Source organism: Chitinophaga filiformis (assembly GCF_021646545.1).
GTDB lineage: Bacteria > Bacteroidota > Bacteroidia > Chitinophagales > Chitinophagaceae > Chitinophaga > Chitinophaga filiformis_A.
The window spans coordinates 146151-168000 of sequence record NZ_JAKIRP010000012.1; the positions used below are offsets into that span (position 1 = coordinate 146151).

At 47.4% G+C, this 21850-nt stretch carries 19 protein-coding genes and 2 tRNA genes; 9 read left to right on the forward strand and 12 right to left on the reverse strand.

All coding sequences use genetic code 11. From position 1 onward, the window contains the following. Positions 1-11 precede the first annotated feature (11 nt). Positions 12-1031, reverse strand: coding sequence for a UDP-N-acetylmuramate dehydrogenase (gene murB, locus L3C95_RS24865; RefSeq protein ID WP_236391860.1), 1020 nt, complete (start codon positions 1029-1031; stop codon positions 12-14). 64 nt (positions 1032-1095) lie between these two features. Here murB and L3C95_RS24870 point away from each other — a divergent pair, with 64 nt between their 5' ends. Further along, positions 1096-1764, forward strand: coding sequence for an NAD(P)H-binding protein (locus tag L3C95_RS24870; protein WP_236391862.1), 669 nt, complete (start codon positions 1096-1098; stop codon positions 1762-1764). A gap of 128 nt (positions 1765-1892) precedes the next feature. Here the strand turns inward: L3C95_RS24870 and priA are convergent, their stop codons facing one another. From priA to L3C95_RS24885, 3 genes are all read right to left on the reverse strand, one after another. After that, on the reverse strand, positions 1893-4340 hold the full coding sequence (gene priA / locus L3C95_RS24875) for a primosomal protein N' (protein ID WP_236391864.1): 2448 nt from the start codon (positions 4338-4340) through the stop codon (positions 1893-1895). A gap of 9 nt (positions 4341-4349) precedes the next feature. Beyond that, the gene (locus tag L3C95_RS24880; RefSeq protein WP_236391867.1) at positions 4350-5090 is read right to left on the reverse strand and encodes a lysophospholipid acyltransferase family protein; all 741 of its coding nucleotides are present in this window, start codon (positions 5088-5090) and stop codon (positions 4350-4352) included. A gap of 66 nt (positions 5091-5156) precedes the next feature. Further along, positions 5157-5612, reverse strand: a complete 456-nt coding sequence (locus L3C95_RS24885; RefSeq protein ID WP_236391869.1) for a DUF4258 domain-containing protein — start codon at positions 5610-5612, stop codon at positions 5157-5159. A gap of 109 nt (positions 5613-5721) precedes the next feature. Between L3C95_RS24885 and mtaB the strand changes: the two genes are divergently transcribed. The 3 genes from mtaB to L3C95_RS24900 all read left to right on the forward strand — a co-directional run bounded on the left by mtaB (position 5722) and on the right by L3C95_RS24900 (position 7372). Continuing rightward, positions 5722-6999 (forward strand): tRNA (N(6)-L-threonylcarbamoyladenosine(37)-C(2))-methylthiotransferase MtaB, encoded by a 1278-nt coding sequence (mtaB, locus tag L3C95_RS24890; protein ID WP_236391871.1) that lies wholly within the window; start codon positions 5722-5724, stop codon positions 6997-6999. Positions 7000-7189: 190 nt separating this feature from the next. Beyond that, a tRNA-Val gene (locus L3C95_RS24895) sits at positions 7190-7264 on the forward strand. Between the two features lie 33 nt (positions 7265-7297). After that, positions 7298-7372 (forward strand) — tRNA-Val (locus L3C95_RS24900). Positions 7373-7641: 269 nt separating this feature from the next. Here L3C95_RS24900 and L3C95_RS24905 read toward each other — a convergent pair. Together L3C95_RS24905 and L3C95_RS24910 are read right to left on the reverse strand one after the other, a co-directional pair. Beyond that, positions 7642-8973: a glycosyltransferase gene (locus L3C95_RS24905; protein ID WP_236391873.1), complete on the reverse strand. Its 1332-nt coding sequence runs from the start codon at positions 8971-8973 to the stop codon at positions 7642-7644. Positions 8974-9505: 532 nt separating this feature from the next. Continuing rightward, entirely contained in the window at positions 9506-11662 is a 2157-nt protein-coding gene (locus L3C95_RS24910) for a cation:proton antiporter (RefSeq protein ID WP_236391876.1), read from the reverse strand. A gap of 164 nt (positions 11663-11826) precedes the next feature. Here L3C95_RS24910 and L3C95_RS24915 point away from each other — a divergent pair, with 164 nt between their 5' ends. Further along, the gene (locus tag L3C95_RS24915; RefSeq protein ID WP_106602012.1) at positions 11827-12135 is read left to right on the forward strand and encodes an ATP-dependent Clp protease adaptor ClpS; all 309 of its coding nucleotides are present in this window, start codon (positions 11827-11829) and stop codon (positions 12133-12135) included. 26 nt (positions 12136-12161) lie between these two features. Continuing rightward, positions 12162-12779, forward strand: coding sequence for a leucyl/phenylalanyl-tRNA--protein transferase (aat, locus tag L3C95_RS24920; RefSeq protein WP_236391878.1), 618 nt, complete (start codon positions 12162-12164; stop codon positions 12777-12779). 52 nt (positions 12780-12831) lie between these two features. On the opposite strand, the gene L3C95_RS24925 is transcribed toward aat, so the two are convergent. Continuing rightward, positions 12832-13755 (reverse strand): hypothetical protein, encoded by a 924-nt coding sequence (locus L3C95_RS24925; RefSeq protein WP_236391879.1) that lies wholly within the window; start codon positions 13753-13755, stop codon positions 12832-12834. Positions 13756-13893: 138 nt separating this feature from the next. On the opposite strand from L3C95_RS24925, the gene L3C95_RS24930 reads away from it, so the two are divergent. Continuing rightward, positions 13894-14556 carry a metal-dependent transcriptional regulator gene (locus tag L3C95_RS24930; RefSeq protein WP_236391880.1) on the forward strand — a complete coding sequence of 221 codons (663 nt, stop codon included), beginning with the start codon at positions 13894-13896 and terminating at the stop codon, positions 14554-14556. A gap of 107 nt (positions 14557-14663) precedes the next feature. Then, positions 14664-16541 (forward strand): Nramp family divalent metal transporter, encoded by a 1878-nt coding sequence (locus L3C95_RS24935; protein ID WP_236391881.1) that lies wholly within the window; start codon positions 14664-14666, stop codon positions 16539-16541. 58 nt (positions 16542-16599) lie between these two features. Here L3C95_RS24935 and L3C95_RS24940 read toward each other — a convergent pair whose 3' ends face one another. The 5 genes from L3C95_RS24940 to L3C95_RS24960 form a co-directional block, all read right to left on the reverse strand. Next, on the reverse strand, positions 16600-17340 hold the full coding sequence (locus tag L3C95_RS24940) for a LytR/AlgR family response regulator transcription factor (protein WP_236391883.1): 741 nt from the start codon (positions 17338-17340) through the stop codon (positions 16600-16602). Then, positions 17318-18376, reverse strand: a complete 1059-nt coding sequence (locus L3C95_RS24945; RefSeq protein ID WP_236391885.1) for a sensor histidine kinase — start codon at positions 18374-18376, stop codon at positions 17318-17320. Before L3C95_RS24945 ends, L3C95_RS24940 begins: the two co-directional genes overlap by 23 nt. 26 nt (positions 18377-18402) lie before the next feature. Continuing rightward, entirely contained in the window at positions 18403-18756 is a 354-nt protein-coding gene (locus tag L3C95_RS24950) for a DUF4288 domain-containing protein (RefSeq protein WP_236391887.1), read from the reverse strand. A 34-nt stretch (positions 18757-18790) separates the two neighbouring features. Next, positions 18791-19573: a LiaF transmembrane domain-containing protein gene (locus L3C95_RS24955; RefSeq protein WP_236391889.1), complete on the reverse strand. Its 783-nt coding sequence runs from the start codon at positions 19571-19573 to the stop codon at positions 18791-18793. 116 nt (positions 19574-19689) lie between these two features. Then, positions 19690-20397 carry an SGNH/GDSL hydrolase family protein gene (locus L3C95_RS24960; RefSeq protein ID WP_236391891.1) on the reverse strand — a complete coding sequence of 236 codons (708 nt, stop codon included), beginning with the start codon at positions 20395-20397 and terminating at the stop codon, positions 19690-19692. 69 nt (positions 20398-20466) lie between these two features. Between L3C95_RS24960 and icd the strand changes: the two genes are divergently transcribed. Further along, positions 20467-21732: an NADP-dependent isocitrate dehydrogenase gene (gene icd / locus L3C95_RS24965; protein WP_236391893.1), complete on the forward strand. Its 1266-nt coding sequence runs from the start codon at positions 20467-20469 to the stop codon at positions 21730-21732. The last annotated feature ends 118 nt before the right edge of the window (positions 21733-21850 follow it).

Here is a 21850-nt window from a genome sequence, read left to right on the forward strand (position 1 = left end):
CTGCTGAATAATCAGACGATGTTCACTTCTCTTTCCAGTTCCACGCCGAACCTCTCGTGGACACTGTCCAGTACCCGCTGCGACAAACGATAAATCTCATCGCCGGTGGCATTGCCATAGTTCACCAGTACCAGGGCCTGACGGGCGTGTACACCTGCATCTCCTTCCCTGAAACCTTTCCAGCCACACTGTTCTATCATCCAGCCTGCTGCCAGCTTATAGCCCCCGTCTGCTGCCGGATAGGCCACGATATGCGGAAATGCTTCTTTTAGTTGAGCGTACTTTTCTGCAGTGACTGTCGGGTTCTTGAAAAAGCTGCCGGCATTGCCTATTTCCGCCGGATTAGGCAGCTTGGAGCTGCGGATATTGATCACAGCCTGACTGATGGCCTGTATGCTCAATTCCTGTACACCCATGTGTTTCAGCTCTTCTTCTATAGCGCCATAGCTGGTATTGAATTTTGGATGTTTGGATAAGCGGTAGGTCACAGAAAGAATAGCAAACTGCCCTTTGTACTTACGCTTAAAAACACTTTCACGGTATCCGAACTGACAATCCGCATTATTGAAAACAACGGTGGCATGGTCCTTCAGGTGGTAAGCCTCCAACTCATGAAAACAGTCCTTTATTTCCACACCGTATGCGCCGATATTCTGCATGGGACTCGCGCCTACGTTGCCTGGTATGAGCGACAGGTTTTCCAGTCCCGCACGGTTATTTTTGATACAGTCCATCACGAAGTAATGCCAGTTCTCCCCTGCTCCCGCTTTCACATATACGTACTGGTCATCTTCACCTACTACCTCAATGCCTCTTATTTCATTCTTCAGGAGTAAGCCTTCAAAAAAATTACGGACGAAGAGTATATTACTGCCACCTCCCAATATCATATGGGGCAGCTCCGGTAAAGGCGGATTTTCAAGCAGTTGCTTCAACTCATCAGTGGACCTGAAAGTGGCGAAGAAACGTGCCTGGCCAGCAATGCCAAACGAATTATAAGACCTGAGCGAAACATTTTCGGATATGCGCATATGATCGTAAATTTAGTATAAAGCTGCACTGCAGCGTTCAACAACTGACAAATATAATAAAACCATGCCTCAAACTGCTGTTGTAATAGGCGCTACCGGGCTCACAGGTACTACTCTCGTCACTTTGCTGCTGCACGACCCGCACTTCAGTAAAGTGAAGGTACTGCTACGCAGTCCTTCCTTCAAACAGCGTCCGGGCCTGGAAGTCGTACTGGTGGACTTTAACGATGAGGAGGGCCTTTCTGAAGCATTACAGGGCGATGTACTCTTTTGCTGCATCGGCACCACCATCCGTCAGGCAGGTTCTAAAGAGCGGTTCCGGCAGGTGGATTTCGAAATACCCGTGCGCTGCGCCACACTGGCCCGCAGGCATGGTATGCAGCAGTTCCAGCTGATATCTGCCATCGGTGCTAATCCCCATGCCCGCAACTTTTATCTGCGTACAAAAGGTGAAGTGGAACACGCTGTAGAAAAACTGGGATTCCCCTCCCTGCATATTTTCCGTCCTTCCATATTGCTGGGTGTACGCAAGATATTCCGGTTGAAGGAATGGCTGGGAATAGTACTCGCGATGGTATTCTATTTCCTGTGGCAGGGACGATGGCGCAAATACCGCCCTGTGAAAGCTGCAAATGTTGCCTGTGCTATGCTCAACGTGGCCAAGAAAGCGCCAGACGGTACGCATGTGTATGAATATGATGCTATTAGGGAATTGGCTGGCCGGGGAAGATAAAAGTCATATACAATCCACAAGCTGTAAAATAACATTGCCAGCGAGTTGACGACCTGAGAGAACAAAGGTCATGCGTAATCAGTACAAAGATAATTTGATAACGAACTGAGGACCTGGCAATATGAACATCACGTACAATCCACATCCGGTACGATGATCACCGAACGGAACTGCTTCTCAGCCAGTAGTTTGATGAAATGTTCCTGTAACAGCCGTTTAGTATTGGCGATGACTTTTGTATCGCGGGGTAACTTGATCAGCATTTCCTGCAGGTAGTTATTACGTACACGGCCTACCAGGGGTACTGCAGGTCCCACCAGTCTTGGCCCGATATGCGGCCGCAACCAGTTGCCTAACACCTGTGCTGCCTGTTCTACCGTTTGCTGATTCTTATGCTTGAGAGTAATTTTCAACAGCCTGTAAAAAGGTGGATAACCAAAACGCTCCCGCTCTGCTATTTCAGCGGCATACATTGCTTTATAGTCATGGGTGGTAACATAATGTAATATCGGATGCCGTGTATTGCTGGCCTGTATGATCACTTTTCCCTTTCCATGTTTTCTACCTGCACGGCCACTCACCTGTTCCATCAGCTGAAAAGCCCGCTCATTCACACGGAAGTCCGGGAAGCTCAGTAAACTATCCGCACTCAATATACCTACCAGGTTCACATTCTCAAAGTCGAGGCCTTTTACCACCATCTGTGTGCCTACCAGGATATCTATGCCCTTTTGTTCCAGCAGCTGGATCATCTTATTGTGACTATCCTTGTTACGCACCGCATCCATATCCATACGGGCTATACGGGCCTTCGGGAACAACTGCAACAGGTCGTCTTCTATCTTTTCGGTACCAAAGCTCTTGGGAATAAGTGTCTGGCTGCCGCAGGCCGCGCAGGTCTGCGGATAAGGATAACGGGTACCGCAATAGTGACAATGCAGTTTATCCTGGTGACGGTGATAGGTCAGCGAAACATCACAGTTTTTGCAATTAGGTATCCAGCCGCAGGTAGTACACATCAGGAAAGGTGCATACCCACGCCTGTTCTGGAAAAGGATCACCTGTTTCTCTGCCGCCATACTGTTATTGATAGCAGCATTGAGCTGTGGCGTAAAGTTCTCCTGCATATTCTTTTCTGCACGTTCCTTCTTTACGTCCACGATTTCTATTTCCGGCATTTCCAGTCCGCCGAAACGCTCCATCAGTTCTACCAGTCCATATTTCCCCTGCTGTGCATTGAAGTAGGATTCCAGAGAAGGCGTAGCAGAGCCCAGCAACACTTTTGCGCCGAACAATCCGGCGTAATAGATAGCTGCATCCCTGGCGTGATAACGGGGGGCAGGGTCCTGTTGTTTGTACGAGGTATCGTGTTCCTCATCCAGGATGATCATGCCGAGGTCGCGGAAAGGCAGTAGTAAGCTGGAACGTGCGCCCAGCAATATCTGCAGTTCGCCGGTCTTTACCTTGTTCCAGATCTCTACCCTTTCGTTATTATTAAAACGGGAGTGATAGATCCCGATCTTCTTTCCAAAGTGTTTCTGCAGGCGGCGCACGATCTGTGCGGTCAGCGCTATTTCGGGCAGGAGATATAATACCTGTTTACCGCTGGCCACATACTCTTCGATCAGTTTTATGTACAACTGTGTTTTACCACTGGAAGTAACGCCGTGCAGCAATGTAACCGGTCTTGCAGCAAAGCTGTTACGCACTTCTGCCAGGGCTTTCTCCTGCGCAGGGCTAAGCTCAAAGTCAATCTGTATCTCTGCCTTGCCATTACCCGGCACACGGTCTACCACCCGCTGTTCTATCCACACCACGTTCTTGTCTACCAGTCCTTTCAGCTGTGCGGAGGTAGCGCCTGATTTTTTCAGCAGTTCACTCTGCAGTACGCTGCCCTGTGTTTTTACCAGGTGCAGGTAAGCCAGCAGTAGCTCCATCTGTTTGGGCGCGCGGGACAGTTCATTGAACAGCGGTGCTAATTGTTCTTCGTCTTCATATTGTGGGTGGAGCTGCACATAATTCTCCTTCTTCTCCTTGTATACTTCTTTCAGCTCCTCATATACCAGCAGTACCTTCTTCTCAATCAGCTTTTTGATCGTAGAGTATACGTCTGACTTGTCGAGTATGAGTTGTACTTCTTCAATTCTCAGCTCTTTTCGTATATGCAGGGCTTCTGCCACCAGGTATTCGTCATCATCCAGGTCGGAGAAATCATCGCCGTAGGCATCGTTGAAGAGCAGCAGTGTTTCGCTGGAGAGTTTCAGGTGAGCAGGTAAGGCAGCATTCAGCACTTCCCCTTCGCTGCACATGTAGTAAGATGACAACCATTGCCAGAATGACAGCTGTGTAGGATATACCACCGGATCTTTATCCAGCATATCCAGTAATGGTTTGGTTTTATAGTCGGCGGGGGCCTGTTCGTGAATAGCCTTTACGATGCCTGCATATTTCTTCTGTTTGCCCAGTTGTACGGCCACACGGCTGCCCACCTTCAGGGTTTCCTCCATGTGGGGAGGCACCGTGTAGGTGTAATTTTTGGGCAGAGCCAATGGCAGTATGACGTCAGCAAACTTCATTTGTAAATGTTATACACTAGCTTTCAATTCCCGTTCCATAATGTCAAACACCTGTTGTTTCAGGGTGGGCAGGTCTTCCATTTTCAGTCCGTTGACAGGTACGGGAGGCAGGTATACCACTCTGCAGCGGCCGGGATTCAGGTTGAACCCTTTAGCATGGAGGCGGTCTCCGTTATCGAGATACAGGACAGGCTGAATGGGCGTCTGCGTTTCAATGGCTATACGGAAAGCGCCATTATGGAATGGCTGCAATGGTTCATCGGTATGATTGGTAGTTCCTTCGGGAAAGATGAGGATAGAGATACCTTCCTTAATGGCGGCAATCATCTCTCTTACACTGCGGGAACGGGCTTTGGCATCCTTCCGGTCTACCAGTACAACAGACTGTTTATAGATAAACCCGAAAAACGGGATCTTCTTCATTTCTATCTTACCGAGCGGACGGAAAGGCAGGCGCATCACCTGTACGGCCAGTGCAGCGTCGAGATAGGAACGATGGTTCACCACGTACACGTAAGGTGTTTTATCCTTCCTGTCGCATTTATAAATTCTTTTCACTCTTATGCCAACTGCAGGAAACCATGTATGAGACCAGAAGCGCAGGAAATAGAAGACGAAGTTCCCTCCTTTTACCTTTCCAAAGAAAGAGGCCACAAAGATGGGCGGAAGGATAAGGAACATGATAGCGAGAAAAACAATTGCAGCATATATGATATACACTACATGTAACGGCTTGAGCAATAACTTCATAATAAATGCCAGTCTCTTTATTAGTCGGATCGAAGCCGGCAAATTACTGCTTACTGACCGAAATACCTAATTACAGCTACAAGTCCAGTCCTTGTCAAGATCAATGCAGGTAACGACGCTGGTGGTATCTTCACATGGTGCGAAGACCACCCTGAGGTGCTGTCCTTCTTCCGAATAGCCCTCAAGTGCATAGGTCGGGCAAGGTTCGTCGTGGGGATTGGATTTTTCCGTATTTACGCGTCCCGTTTCCAGGATTTCGACCACTTCCTCTTCGGTTACATGGCGGCAGGCCATCCGGCACCTGGCGTGGCGGGTATATCTGAGAGGGGCATGCCGGTCGAGAATGGCCGGGTCGCTGCCCCTGGTATTGGAATTTTTTTGGTTTGCTCTTGTGACATTTGTGCTACCAGGAGCAGACACACGCGGATGCCGCTGTGGTCCTTTCCACCATTGTTGCTGCCAGGCCAGCCACAACAATAACCCTAATAACAACATAGGTACATACTTGCCCTTAGATTTCATGGTTACGCTCTGTTACGGAATATTTCAGCATTTGCTCTGCCGGGCGGCAATCTATACAATTTTGGCAATATAATCAGTATAAAAAAAAGGTGCTACCTTTGCACTCCTTATGACAACAGGTAAAAAAGTAGCATTTCACACCCTCGGCTGTAAGCTGAACTTTTCAGAAACCTCCTCCCTGAGCAGGCTGCTGGAACAGGATGGATTTGTGAAGACGGATTTTGAAGAACAGGCCGATGTTTATGTGATCAATACCTGCTCTGTTACAGACAATGCGGACAAGGAGTGCCGGCACCTGGTACGCCGTATCCAGCGCAGGGCCCCTGAAAGCATGATCGTGATCACCGGCTGCTATGCACAGCTGAAACCGAAGGAGATCGCTGAAATTGAAGGAGTTGACCTGGTATTGGGGGCGGCAGAGAAGTTCAATATTGTGGACCATCTGAAAACGCTCACTAAAGGCGATAGCGCAAAGATCTGCTCCTGCGATATCGAAGATGTAAACACTTTCCATGCCTCTTACTCACTGAACGACCGTACCCGTACCTTCCTGAAGGTGCAGGATGGCTGTGATTATACCTGCTCTTTCTGTACCATTCCCATGGCACGTGGTAAAAGCCGTAGCGACAGTGTAGCCAGCGTGGTGCAGCATGCCCATTCCCTGGCAGCCACCGGCGTGAAAGAGATTGTGCTGACCGGTATCAACCTGGGAGACTTTGGCAAGGGCCTGGAAGGCGGTAAAAAAAGGGAAGAAACCTTCTTTGAGCTGATACAGGAACTGGACAAAGTGGAAGGCATAGAACGTTACCGCATCTCCTCCATAGAGCCTAACCTGTTGAGCAATGAGATCATCGAATTTGTGGCTAACAGCAAGAAGTTCATGCCTCATTTCCATATTCCCCTGCAAAGCGGCAGTAATGAAATACTGGGCCTGATGCGTCGCCGTTACCGCCGGGAACTGTATGCAGAGAAGGTTGCCCTGATCAAACAGTTTATGCCGCATTGCGCCATTGGTGTAGATGTAATAGTAGGCTTCCCGGCAGAATCTGATGCACACTTCCAGGAAACGTACGATTTTCTGCATTCACTGGACGTGAGCTACCTGCATGTATTCACCTATTCTGAACGTGCCAATACCGCTGCGCTTGATATTACCCCGGTAGTACCTGTGAACATAAGGAATGAGCGCAATAAGATGCTGCGTAACCTGAGCCATAAAAAACAACAGTATTTCAATGAACAGCATGTAGGTGAAACGAGGAAGGTGTTGTTTGAAAAACATGGCAAGGATGGTATGATGGAAGGATACACTGATAACTATATCAAAGTGACCACACCTTATCGTCAGGAATGGACAAATCAGCTCATAGAATGGGAATTGAAATAGTGTGACGAAGTACTGCTTATAATTTTTCAATCGTCTGAAACTATTTACAGCAAAGCATTTGATAGCAATATAAGTTTAGAAGCACTTACTTTTTTCAAAATCTTCTCAAAAAAATTTGGCAGAATAAAAATAGTTTATACCTTTGCAATCCCATCAGACGAAAGGCCTGACGGTAACGAAGAAAAAAAGAGGGAGTTTAGCTCAGCTGGTTCAGAGCATCTGCCTTACAAGCAGAGGGTCGATGGTTCGAATCCGTCAACTCCCACTCTTAAGTTTTTTCACTGATTTTTTTCTTCAAGGGAGTTTAGCTCAGCTGGTTCAGAGCATCTGCCTTACAAGCAGAGGGTCGATGGTTCGAATCCGTCAACTCCCACGTATTAAAGGTCCATCTTAGATGGGCCTTTTTTTATGCCCCGGGGTTGCACCCCGGGCTACAAACACATCGGCTCCTAACGGAGCCTATTGACACGAATGATCTAATTATACAGCTACACAACTTGCACCTGCGCTACAAACACATCGTCCCCTAACGGAGCCTAATGGCTCGAATGATTTAATTTGATCCGAAAGATATTGCCAAAAGAATAAGCCACAGACACCAATGATCTGTGGCTTATTTTTCATTTATGGCTACAAGATGTCTTATTGCGTAACTGCGCTGGCAGCATGCGCCTGTATTAAACTGGCAACATAACCGGCACTTGTTTCTATCGCATTGTACGTATTTATTTCATCGGCCAGCCTTGTGATGTGCTCTTTGTAACTGCTGTCGGCAAGTACTTTATCCACCGCATCTTTCACCTGCGCTGCTGTAGGCGTATCCGTAGCCAGGTTAAGCCCCAGTTTAAAGTAACCTATGCGGGCACATATTTCACTCTTTCCTTCATGTATACCCGCAGCTACCATCGGTAACTTATGTTTGATGCTCAACAGTGTACCGCCATAGCCTCCATTTGTTACATAAACGCTGGCATAAGGCATGATCTCATCAAATGGAATATAATCCTCCACGATGATGTTATCGTACGGATATTGCGCCCGTAATGCGGCTGTCTGGTTATTGGCGGTTGCCGTCACTACCAGCACGTCAGAACCTTTAAACGCTTCCAGCGTCGGAATGATCAGTTTATTGATATCTTTCTCTACGGTACCCTGTGTCAATAGCACTACCTTCTTATATTCTTTCAGGCGCTCATCAAACCATGGCGTTTGTTTCTTCTCCACATAAGCCATCAATGCACCTATAAAACGGATGTTCTTTCCTATATCACTGCGTTCATATTCGAAAGAGGGCGTTCCTATCTGCAGATACAAACTGGACTGACGTATCAGCACATCACAAAGGAAGCCCCTTTTGTGAGCAATGTCATACCTGCTCAGAATGTCATCCAGGACATCTGTTGACTTTTTGAACACGACTGTATCCATCAGCTGGTGTAATTCCGCATATTTTGCTTTTTCAGCTTCATTGGTAGCAGGAGGTAAAGCCAAACCATAAGGTCCGAGATCAACGGAATACTCTGCGAGCGGAACGATGCCGATTGCCAGTACCGGAATGTTCATCCTGGCTCTGACAAATGGGATGCCGGTAAACACAGAATCCGCCACCATGATATCAAACCGAAAAGACTGATAAATAGCTTTTATGTCTTCGTAGTACTCTGGCCCTCTTTTAGCGAAGATCTCTATCATGTCAAAGTCCAGTTTCGCTGCAGGATCTTCGATCAGTGCCCTTTGGGGAAATACAGTTCCCAGATTATCCTGGTTTATGTCCTGTGCTTTTACAAAAGGATAATGCTGAATACCCAGTTTGTCCAGCTTCTTTGTAAAGAGAGGGGAAGCATACCACCGTACATCGCAGCCCGATGCCTGTAAATGTTTTGCCAGTCCGGTCAGTGGGTTGAAATGCCCGTCGGCAGGCACTGTTGCGAAAAGGATCTTTTTACCTTTCAATTGTTCGTTGTGGTTTTTCATTGCTGAAATGTCATTTAATTGTTGCTGATTATCGAGACCTGTGATCACATAGACTTCACAGTTGTGTCTTGTTCCAATGTCCTGTTTTGAGGAAAAAGGTTACATGGTCAAAGGTATTGCCGCTCCTGTGAACCGCTTATCCCCGAATCCGGTTAAAGAGCATCCCCTAATTCAGGGCAGATCCACTGCCAAAGCCCTGATCCCAGCGCTGCTATATCCGTGGGAACATTCACACAATGTTTTGTTTAATGTGATGACGCTGAAAAGATTTGTCAGCCCATATCGGTTATTTGGAAGAAAGAAATACCGGACGACGCCATGTATTGGCGGCCGTTCAACCGGGAATTTTATTAATCTGTAGTAGGGCATTCAGGAGTGGTGGCCTACAGGTATGGTAAGACAGATGGGCGCACTGCATGCGGCCCATCCATCATGGATCATAATGTTATTTATAGATTCTTACGACGGCTGGTATGTGAAGAGTATATCCCGATAGAAAACAAGTTCATTCACCTTGAAAGGATGCCCTAAACTATTTCTTTCCTTTGAGGATGCGTTTCACTGCTTTACCCAGTTTATTCAGATTAGCCAGCTGTTCCTGGATAGGCGCGAGTGTAAGGTCTTCAGGCTGCACACCTGCTTCTATGTAATCTATCTCTCTTTGCTCCGGATAGATCAGCACAATATTATTGGCAGGAAAATGTTTGCTTAAACGTCCCGGCATGCCATCCAGATAGGGATGATGAGAAAGTGTTCCTTTACGGGCAGCCACCACCATGAGAAGATCATTTTTCGTGATATCCTTTTCGAGCTTCAACAACTCTTCGATGTTGTTGAACTGCCTGAAGGTGATCTCTATATTCAGTTTAAACTGCTGGAGATAGGCTTCTACGGCTGATTGTGTTTTAGTACAGCAACACAGCAGCAACCTTGCGCCTATCTGTTTGCTGAGCAGGAAGATCTTTTGTATATAATGAAGGAACCCGATTTCGTATTCCGCATTCTTAGGCATGACCAGCACCAGTTTACGGGTAGCGTTCAGCGGGTAGTGGAAATCGCATACATAGACGTTCTCCCATACACTCTGCAACACGTTGTCGAGCGTAGTACCAAAGATGGAGCCAAAGAGACGCTCTGTTGTAGTGGTTTTATCCGGCCAGCCGAGTACCACATCTGTTATCAGCAGTTCTTTTGCTGCGCGAGCAATACCATCAGAAACGTTCAGGTCAATACGTGTCACTGCCTGCACCCTGCTTTCCGTAGCACCCGCATACATGACAGCGGCCTCCATGATCTTGCCGGTAAGCGCTACCTTCTGCTTGGCCTCTTCATCATCCTGCACTACCGCCAGCGGATAAATAGGGGTACTGGCATCAGGATCTTTGATCATCAGGGCAAAATCAAGCAGTGCTTCCATATGTCCCTGCCGGGAAATAGGTACCAGTAATCTTTCGGGCATCTCTTCCTCGACCGGCTTCCGCTCAGCTTCCACAATAGCCAGTTTGCGGCCTGCGCTTTCTGTTACGAAAGAGCTTACCAGACAGGTAACCAGGATCAGCACCACCGTACCGTTCAGCACATTCTCATTGATGATACCCATGTTGAACCCGATCAATATCACAGCTATCGTAGCAGCGGCGTGTGAACCGCTTAATCCGAATATTACATTTCGTTGTGTCGGTGTATAACCAAAGGAAAGTTGTGTAAAGAACGCAGCAAACCATTTGCTGACCAGCGCCATTATCGTAAGTACACTTGCTATCATCAGTGCTTCAGGACCTTTCAGCAATACCCGCAGATCAACCAGCATCCCTACGCTGATCAGGAAGAAGGGAATGAACAGGGCATTGCCTGTAAACTCAATCCTGTTCATGAGCGGAGAAGTGTGTGGTATCAGCTGGTTCAGGGCAAGACCAGCCAGGAAAGCTCCAATGATACCTTCCACACCTGCCAGTTCAGCCAGGAAGGCCGCCAGGAATACCAGCGCCAGTACGAAGATGAAGTGGGATGTTTTATCGTCTTTGATCTTTTTGAAGAACCAGCGTCCTATCAGCGGGAATATCCAGAGTATGATAGCGGCAAACACAATGAGGGACACAGATAGCCGCACCCAGAAATGCGTGTTCAGATTGCCTGCTGCTGCACCGGTAATGATCGCCAGTATCACCAGCACGGCTGTATCGGTAATGATGGTGCCGCCTACCGCAACGGTAACAGCCTCATTTTTAGTGATGCCCAAACGGCTGGCCAGCGGATATGCCACCAGTGTATGCGTGGCAAACATGCTGGATACCAGTAAGGTAGCCATGAAATTGAAGTGCAGCAGATAGTGGCAGACAAAATATCCTAAGATAAGTGGGATAAAAAAAGTAAATGCACCAAAGACGAGACTGCGGTTACGGTTCTTCCTGAATTCAGTCATATCCAGCTCCAGGCCGGCAAGGAACATAATGTAGAGCAAACCTGCCTTTCCAAACAGATCAATACTCCCCTTCTCAATGATCTTGAACCCATGGTCGCCTATCGCCATCCCCGCCAGTATCAGACCTATAATACTCGGAATACGGAACTTACGGAGTATGATAGGGGCTAACAGGATGATAAACAATACCAAAGAGAAAATCGGAACCGGATCTTTTAACGGTAAGCTAATATCCATCAACAATTTAATGCCGTTCAATACATTCATAACCTACGCTTCTAGTGACCACAATAATAACAATTATCAGCCAATGGCTGCCGATTATGTTAAACACATGATTTTCAAAACCATTACTGTGGCATTAGTTTAAAACTTTCCTATTTAATTTAACGATTATTAGCCGTAGTTTTGTGTAAAGTTTTTACCGGATTATGAGCCAGCGTAAGCAAACAGGCACGCAAACAAAAGAATGGGAAGATGTATTGGTGGCTGAAGATGAGCAGTTCCCTTTCAGCCTCATTGTATGGAATGATGAGGTTAACACCTTCGACTGGGTGATCCAATCTCTCATTGAAGTGTGTGACCATTCCCCGGAACAGGCTGAACAATGTGCTTTGATCATTCACCACAATGGCAAGTATGCCGTAAAGCAGGGTGAATTCTCCCGTCTCCGCCCTATGTGCGAAGCCCTGCTCGACAGGGGCATCAGCGCTACTCTTGAAGAAGCGGTAGAAAGCTAATGCCAGTATTTCAACTCACCAATGATTTGATTTTCCCACCCGTTGATCTGGCGGAGCCAGATGGACTGTTGGCCTATGGTGGGGACTTGTCGCCGGACAGACTACTGCTGGCTTACAGTGAAGGTATCTTCCCCTGGTACAACGAGCCACCTATCCTCTGGTGGTGCCCCGACCCAAGATTCGTATTATTTCCTGATGAACTGAAGATCTCTGCCAGTATGAAACAGGTGCTGAAGAAGGGCTTGTTCACATTTACCATCAATAAAGATTTCCGGGGTGTGATCAGGGGTTGTAAAGACTCGCCCCGGCCTGGTCAGGATGGCACCTGGATCACTCCGGATGTAGAGAAAGCCTATACGGCACTGCACGAAGCTGGTTATGCCCATTCCATTGAATGCTGGCAGCACGATAAACTGGTAGGCGGCTTCTACGGCGTACAGATTGGCGATTGTTTCTTTGGTGAGTCTATGTTTGCCCGCGTCAGCAATGCCTCTAAAGCGGCCTTTATTACCTTTGTGAAATATGCGGCAGAACAGGGCCTTGAAATGATCGATTGCCAGGTATATACAGCCCATCTGGCCTCACTGGGAGCAAGAATGATAGCGCGTGAGGACTTCCTCGGCATCATCAAAAAATCACAATAAAAAACTCCGCCCCATAATACACGAAGCGGAGTCATTTCTATACTGATCGTACTTACTTTTTCTTCTTCTTGTAACTTCCTTCAAAGAAACAACGCACCCCCCTGTAGGCGCCGCAGCCCCCTATTTCTTTGATGCTCACTCTGTCGGAAGCAAACTGAAAGGCAATACCACAGGAGGTTTCCTTGTCTTTATATTCACCTTTATTATTGCCGGTAAAATGCCCCGTTCCGGACAATTCTCCTTTACAACCTGTCTTATCTTTTGAGAAGGAGATGAAGAACAGGAATGATTTCGGATCTTGTCCATCGCGGATAGACACAACACTGGTTTCGCCGGAAAGATAGTCGCCGGACAGTTTGTGCGTTGCAGCCAATGTATCGATCGGGTTAAATATCTGGTTGGCAACAGCGTCTCCGCTGGTGTTGGTCATGATCAATGTCGCCCTTCCATCTTCCCCAACACCGTAAAAATCTTCCCTGATGGCCCTACGCCCCGGGCTTATTTCTGTTTCGTTAGTGATCTTGACAACCTGGCGGGTATCTACAGAAAAATAATGCTGGTCTTTTTTGTCATCCACCTTTGCTACAGCCATACGGTTCAGGTAATGACCTTTTTTATCGAGGAAGCATATGTAAGCTGTACTTGTTGCTTTGCCTACTGCTTTTACCACAAAATAATTCACCGCAGCACCATCGATAGTAGCCAGTGGATAAAACCTGATAACTGTTCCTTCAGGAAAATCGGATCTACCCAATGTATCTATCAGGAACTGTTTCATTAATTCCGGCGAAATGGCAGCAGAATCAGGAGATTTCTCCCGTAAGGTTTCCGGAGTTAACTTGTAGGGCAGTTTTGCCTGTGTAAATAATTGACGGAAATCTTCAAACGTAAAGGTATCTTTTCCTGAATTCTTCTTTTTCGATCCGCAACCGGCCAGTAAACCGATAGTCAACAGCGCTAACACGAGCTTATTCATGCGTATATGCTTGTTTATTATGGCCGAAAAGTTAGAGAAAAAAATGATATGATCAAAATAAGGGTACTGCCCGGGCCGTTGCATTTGTAATTCTCACACCTTTTATTTAGATTTACCTAAACTTTATTTTAAGGAATTATGAATTTGTCGATTGCTGAGGAGAATTACATCAAGTCAATTTATAAACTGGAAGAAGAAGGACAGGAAGCGGTTTCGACCAACGCGCTGGCCGGCGAACTGGACACCAAGCCTGCATCGGTTACCGATATGGCGAAAAAACTAAAAGAGAAGAAACTTATCGAATACGAAAAGTATCAGGGTATCAACCTGACTGCGGACGGAAAAAAGGCGGCACTATCCATTATTCGCAGGCATCGCCTGTGGGAGTGTTTCCTGGTAGATAAATTAGCATTCAGCTGGGAGGAGGTACATGAGCTGGCAGAAGAGCTGGAGCACGTACGCAGCGAAAAGATGACCAACCGCCTCAGCGAGTTCCTGGGTAACCCACAGATAGATCCTCATGGTGATCCTATTCCTGACGCCCAGGGTAAAATGGGCAAGCCCCGCGCACATACGCCACTGCATAAAGCAAAGGCTAAAAGACTGGAGGTAGTAGCAGTTTCCGACAAGTCAACCGCATTACTTGAATTCCTGAATGCCAAAGGCATCCGCTTAGGGACACAACTGGATGTAATAGAACGGTATGAGTTTGACAACTCCATCGAACTGAAGATCCGCAATCAGCCTGCATTTACGATCAGTGAGCAGGTCTCAAAAAATATAATGGTCAAACCGATATAAAGCAGTTGGCAGACAATACATCCGGCCATTAACACGTATACAGGTCAGTCCTGACACATGTACAACGAACAGCCGGCATAGGTCTGCGGCTGCATAACAGCTAACATATGAATCATCAGCACACATCGTTAGGCGAAGTTCATCAAAGTGTAGATACTACTGTGCCCAGCACGAGCCGCTGGCGCAAATTACTGGCATTTTTCGGCCCTGCATATCTCGTCAGCGTCGGATATATGGACCCCGGCAACTGGGCCACAGACCTGGCCGGCGGTAGCCAGTATGGTTATAAATTATTGTGGGTGCTCTTAATGAGTAATCTCATGGCGCTGCTGCTGCAATCGCTCAGTGCCCGTCTTGGCATTGTACGCGGAAGGGACCTCGCGCAGGCCAATCGCGAAACCTATCCCCCGGGTGTTAATTTCATTTTATACATACTGGCAGAAATAGCCATTGCAGCCACAGACCTGGCAGAAGTGCTGGGTATGGCCATTGGTATACAGCTGCTCACCGGTCTGCCACTGCAGTGGGGTGTAAGCATCACCGTGCTGGATACCTTCCTGCTGCTGATATTACAGCGCTATGGCATCCGGAAGATGGAGGCCTTTATTATTAGCCTGGTGGCAATAGTCGGCGTCTCTTTCCTGGTAGAATTGGTGATGGCTAAGCCGGTGATGGGGGAAGTAGTGACGGGTTTTGTACCCACCATCCCTGACAATGCTGCATTATATATTGCAATCGGAATCATAGGGGCTACGGTGATGCCGCACAACCTTTACCTGCATTCTGCACTGGTACAGACCCGCAAGATCCAGCGCGATGAAAAGGGCATCCGGCAGGCACTGAAGCTCAACTTCATAGACAGCGCTGTAGCGTTAAACCTGGCCTTCTTTGTGAACGCAGCCATCCTCATACTGGCGGCGACGGTGTTCTTTAAAACAGGCCGTACAGACATTGCGGAGATCCAGGATGCACACCGGCTGCTGGAAGGACTGCTGGGCAATAAATGGGCCCCTGCCCTCTTTGCCATTGCGCTGATTGCCGCCGGACAGAGTTCAACTGTTACGGGTACGCTGGCAGGACAGATCGTAATGGAGGGTTACCTGCGACTGCGTATCAATCCATGGCTGCGCCGCCTGCTTACACGACTGCTGGCGATCATCCCTGCCCTCTTCGTGATCCTGATAGCCGGTCCGGAGAAAGTAGGCGAACTGCTGGTATTCAGCCAGGTGCTGTTAAGTTTGCAGCTGGGCTTTGCCATCATTCCGCTCATACACTTTGTAAGCGATAAAAAGACCATGGGCAGTTATGCGGTTGGTCCGCTGGTAAAAGTGATCAGCTGGATCATTACCGCTGTGCTGGTTTACCTGAACACCCGCATGGTGTATACGGAAGCGGCTAAGTATATCAGCAACAATGGCAACATCTGGGTGGATATACTGATCATTACAGCGGGTGTAGGTTTCCTGGCCCTCATCGTTATCACCATAGCTTATCCGCTGATCAGCCGTTATCAGCAGAAAGCATCTTCCCGTATTCATACCACGCCCGATTTCTCGCTGGGAGATATCCAGCCACCGGTATATAATCGTATTGCACTGGCGCTGGACTTCAGCAGGGACGATGAAAAGATCATCTCCAATGCATTGGCGCACGGGAACCCGATGACGGAATACCTGTTGATACATGTGGTGGAAAGCGCCTCTGCTAAATATCTTGGAAGAGAGTCTGACGACTTCGAAACAAGAAAAGACAAAGAACAGATGCAGGCTTACATCTCTTTACTGCATGCAAAAAATATCAGAGCGAAAGGATTGCTGGGCTACCGGCACCGTGCAGAAGAAATTGTGCGGATCGTGAAGGAGGAAGGAGCTGATTTCCTGGTGCTGGGCGGCCATGGACATACCGGTATCAAAGACTGGATCTATGGGGAAACGACCAACCAGGTAAGGCATAAAGTAAGGATACCCGTATTGGTGGTACAATAAAAAGAAAGGGAAAGATGACCAGCATCTCTCCCTCTTCTCCTGAAAAAAGCAATATATCTTATAATCCCAGCGCTGTTTTCAGCCTTGGATATCCTGTCTTGCTTACCGGTACTTTGGCGCCGGTCTTTAAAATGGCCAGGTGGTTTTCCTTTTCATAAGGTTCAATACGCGTCACCTGGTTGATGTTCAGCATATAGGAACGGTGTACACGCGCAAATTGCTGCGGGTCCAGTGATTTCTCGAAGAACTGCATGGTTTTGTTCTTCAGGAAAGTTCCTTCCGGCGTCACTATTTTTACATAATCATCCGCAGCTTCCAGGTAGTGAATATCCTGTACGGGAATGATCTTGATCTTACCACTGATCTTCACGACCACCCTATTGCTCTGTATGGGTGACGTAGCCGCAGTTTCCAGCACAGCAGCCGTTTGCTGGAGTTCATCGGCAGCATGACGGTCCAGCCATTTCTGCACGGCTCTATCAAAGCGTTCTTTTGAAAATGGTTTCAGCAGATAGTCAACAGCGTTCACTTCAAAAGCACGGATAGCATGTTCTTCAAACGCTGTCGTAAATATCACCGCAGGCAGTTCTTCCACCAGTTCCAGCATTTCAAAACCATTGATCTTAGGCATCTGCACATCCAGGAAGATGATATCAGGCTGTTGCTGTTGTATGGCCTTCAATCCTTCAAATCCATCACCACATTCCTGCATCAGTTGTACCTGCGGAAAGGACTGCAGGTATTCCTTTACGATCTCACGCGCCAGGGGTTCATCATCAATTATTACTGCTTTTATCATATAGTTGTGGCACTTTAATCAGGGTTGTAAAAATGTTTCCGTTTGCTTTTGCTTCCAGCAGGTCTTTTCTGCCAAATAACAGATAAAGCCGCCGTTCGATGGATGAGAGCCCGAAACCTGTGCCAGCATGTGTCTGCAGTTCAGGATCAAAAGGGTTCCGTACCTGTATATGCAACATGTCATCTGTCTGCCATGCTGCAATTGAAATCGTAATAGATTCTGTTGTATCGTATAGTCCGTACTTGATGGCGTTCTCCACAACGGGCTGCAGGAGCATCGGCGGGAGCATTAAACGGCCTGTATTATCATCCGCAGTAATTTCCGTAGCTAAACGGTGACCAAAACGCACTTTCTCAATATCAAGATATAACTGCAGATACTGTAATTCCTCCGGCAGAAAGATCCATTGCTGGTCTTCGCGTTTGAGTGTACCCCGCAGAAAATCGCTCAGTTTCAGCACCATTTCCCTCGCCTGCTGCGGCCGTAAAGCGATCAGCGCATTGATAGAATTCAGGCTGTTGAACAGGAAGTGCGGTTGCAACTGTTGTCTCAGCTTATACAACTCGGCTTCTCTTGCCATGCGTTCTGTGGCTTCTTTACGTGCCAGCTCCTCCCGCTGATCTTCCATACTGTACCACATCACGTTTTTGATACCCAGCGCGGTGATGACCAGCCAGCCTATTATAAAACGTACCGGGAGCGCTGTGATCAGCCAGGACTGATAGTAAGCTACTGAATCAAAAATATGATACAGGGTACAGTAACTGAAGGTTTCCCATACGATGGTAAGTCCTGTACAATAGGCCAGCAGGAAAACGTATTTTCCTTTCGCAGGCCGGTAATGTGACATACTGAAACAAACAGCTACCCCCGTCAACGCCAGTAACACATTGTGTACTACGCTGTCTGTCCATGCAATACTGTCACTGATATTAAACCAGCATATCAACAGATAGGCATGCAGGATGGTGAACACATAGCTCGTACCTATTAAAGCCCATCTGAAAGATTTGTTTGCCAGTAGTGGATTTGCCAAAGAATCTGGAATAAAGATTTAAGTAATTAAGCGTGAATGTCCAGCAGTTGCTGTCCTTTCAGGTGATTCGCTTTTACCTGCAACCAGGAAATATATGCGTTGGCATCTCCTGGTTCTTCAATACGGGAATAGAGCTCCATGCCATCTCCCAGGTTGTTCAGCACATTCACCTCAGGTACGCTGATAAAGCGCCATTCTACCAGTTCCTGTCTTTGATTCCTGAATGCATATTGTTCCTGCATACCTATCTCGCTTGCGCGTTTCCAGGCTTCATCACGCGTGTTTGCACTTATCAGACGTAATTGTTCATCAAACTGCGGGTGATGTTCTCCTTTTCCGGTGATGATCTGGTAAACGATCTTCGCTACAAACCATTGCATAAAATATGATTATTAGAGGATGAAATAAAGTTAATCAGATATAGTTTTTAATCTCAACTCCGCCGAAGATGCACATGCCCTTGATCACGAAGATCTTGTCGGAATTATTGGCCAGCAGTTCTATCGGGCGTTTGTCTTCTACACCACCCATGATAGTCTGCATTTCCAGACGTACATCCCAGTTGGCAGGAACGATCAGTTCAATACCACCGAAAATGCAGGTGGCATCAAATTCAATACGGTCCTGAAAGTCGGCCTGTATCAGGTTAATGTCAGCGCCCCCGAAGATGGCTACGACCTTTCCGCCTCTGAACTGTTTGGATACCACTACTCTGTTTTCGCCGCTGAAAATAACGGAGGAGTCGATATAGTCTTCTACGCTGGTACTGGGGGGCAATATCCGCCTGTCTTTCATGGTAGATTCCTGTCGTTTGCCGAAGATCAGCGCCAGGCCGATCACCGTAAAGACAGCTGGCCATATAAAACGGGTGATATCATATGAGATGTATACGTATTCTTTTACCAGGAAGATGGCGCCAACCAGCATCATGATAAGACCGCCCCAGTTCTTAAAATTGCTGATGGCAAGAACAACAGTGCCTATAACGATCAGCAATGTCTGCCAGGAAAACATCCAGGGCGGAAGGTTCAGATCGAGGCTATTTATGAAGAGAAAAATACCGATCAGTAAAAAGATAATGCCTTTGCCGAATTTATAGCCCTCATTTCTCTCCGCTCTTCTCAGCCTTCTCTCCGCTCTTCTTTCGGCGCTCCTTTCTGCCTGTTTTTCGTCTTTCGTATATTCTTGGTTATCCATGTGATGTTTAACATTTACGATACAAACTTAGGAAGAGCCTGTGGGTTAAGAAAGCCTATTTAGGCTAACAGGTTGCTCATTCCCGGTAAACGGCATGAAAAAGGCGGTAAAAATGATCATTGCAGGATGGCCTCCATTATACCGGCTAATTTACCGGCCCAAATGGCCATTTCCTTGCCGGAGTAATGCAGTCCGTCACCGGCTACCAGGCTGGGATCTCCGGCAGCTTCCCGGCTGTCGGCAGTAATATCGAGGTAGTGTACCCTGAATTTCTTTGCAATTGTCTTATTGGCGGCATTAAACGCGTCTATTTCATCTGCAATCTGTTGCCTGTCGCGGCCCTCAGCAAAAGGCACCACACCCCAGTCGGGGATGGACAGTACTACCACCCTGTCTGAATGGCCACCGGCAAACTGGATGGCTTGTTTCAGCAAGTGGGTGAATTCGGTCTTGTACTCCACGACGCTACGCCCTCTGTACTGGTTGTTCACGCCTATGAGCAGGGTCACGATACTGAAGGTATCAGTGATCGCTGCTTCGTTGACTGCAGCTTCCAGTTCGTCTGTGGTCCATCCTGTTTTAGCGATAATGCGGGGAGGAGCGACGGTAATACCTTTCTCGGTCAGCAGCCTGGCTGCCTGTACGGGGAAACGGTGCTCTTCCGGCACACTTTCTCCGATTGTATAACTATCTCCCAGGGCCAGATAGGTAAAATTGCTGACAGTAGTGTCCTGGGCGGTGTGAATACCCGGTATCATAGGGATCTCTTCTTTTTTTGCAGCTAAAAATAAGAAAAAGACCATAGACCATATATAGTAGCCCATAAGATGTGTGGATTCCGTACCTTTGCGCTCGATTATTATAAATTACGAAACTCGTAAAGAAACTGTTTTATGCCGGCAGAAAAAATATCAATGACCAATGGCCAGTTACAGGTGCCTAATCATCCCATTATTCCATTCATTGAAGGTGACGGAATAGGACCTGATATCTGGCGGGCGAGTGTGCGTGTATTTGACGCCGCTGTTGAAAAAGCCTATGGTGGAAAAAGAAAGATAGAATGGAAAGAAGTGCTGGCTGGGGAAAAAGCCTTTCAGCGGACAGGTGAATGGCTGCCAAAAGCGACACTGGATGCATTTAAAGAGTACCTGGTATCCATCAAAGGACCATTGTCCACACCGGTAGGTGGCGGTATCCGCTCTCTGAACGTGGCAATGCGCCAGGAACTGGACCTTTATGCATGTGTACGCCCTGTACGTTGGTTTGATAAAGTACCTTCTCCGGTAAAACATCCTGAAAAAGTGGACATGGTGATCTTCCGCGAGAACACTGAAGATATTTACGCTGGTATAGAATACATGTACGGAACACCGGAAGCTGAAAAGCTGCTGAACTTCCTGCAGAACGAAATGGGTGTGAAGAAGATCCGCTTCCCGGAAACCTCTTCCCTGGGTATCAAACCTGTTTCCAAAGAAGGTACTGAAAGGCTGGTACGTGCAGCCCTGAAATATGCGCTGGAACAGAAACTGCCTTCCCTGACCCTGGTACACAAAGGGAACATCATGAAATTTACCGAAGGCGGCTTCAAAAACTGGGGTTATGAACTGGCGGTACGTGAATTCGGCGACAAAGTATACACCTGGGAACAGTGGGAAGCCACTAAAAAAGCCAGCGGTGAAGACGAGGCCAACAAAGAACTGAATGTAGCTATCGCACATAAAAAACTGATCGTGAAAGATGTTATCGCAGATAACTTCCTTCAGCAGATCCTCCTCGCGCCACAGGACTACTCTGTAGTAGCTACGCTGAACCTGAACGGCGACTATATTTCCGATGCGCTTGCCGCTGCAGTAGGTGGTATCGGTATCGCTCCGGGCGCTAACATTAACTATCTGACCGGCCACGCTGTATTTGAAGCTACTCACGGTACTGCACCGCGCTTCGCCAATACAGATACTATGAACCCGAGCTCAGTTATCCTCAGCGGCGTAATGATGCTGGAATATATGGGCTGGAAAGAAGCAGCAGATATCATTATACACGGCCTCAGCACAGCGATTGCACGTAAACGTGTGACCATAGATTTCTACAAGCTGATGGACGACGCTACACTGGTAAAAACCAGTGAATTTGCAGATGAAGTGATCAAGCACCTGTAACCCTCCGGGATACACAAAAACATATAGTTCCGCTTTTCAAGGCGTTGGTAGACAGTGATAATTCATTTTTTTGTCAAAGAATTGTTGCAAAACCAGCCCATGGAAAGCGGAACTTGTA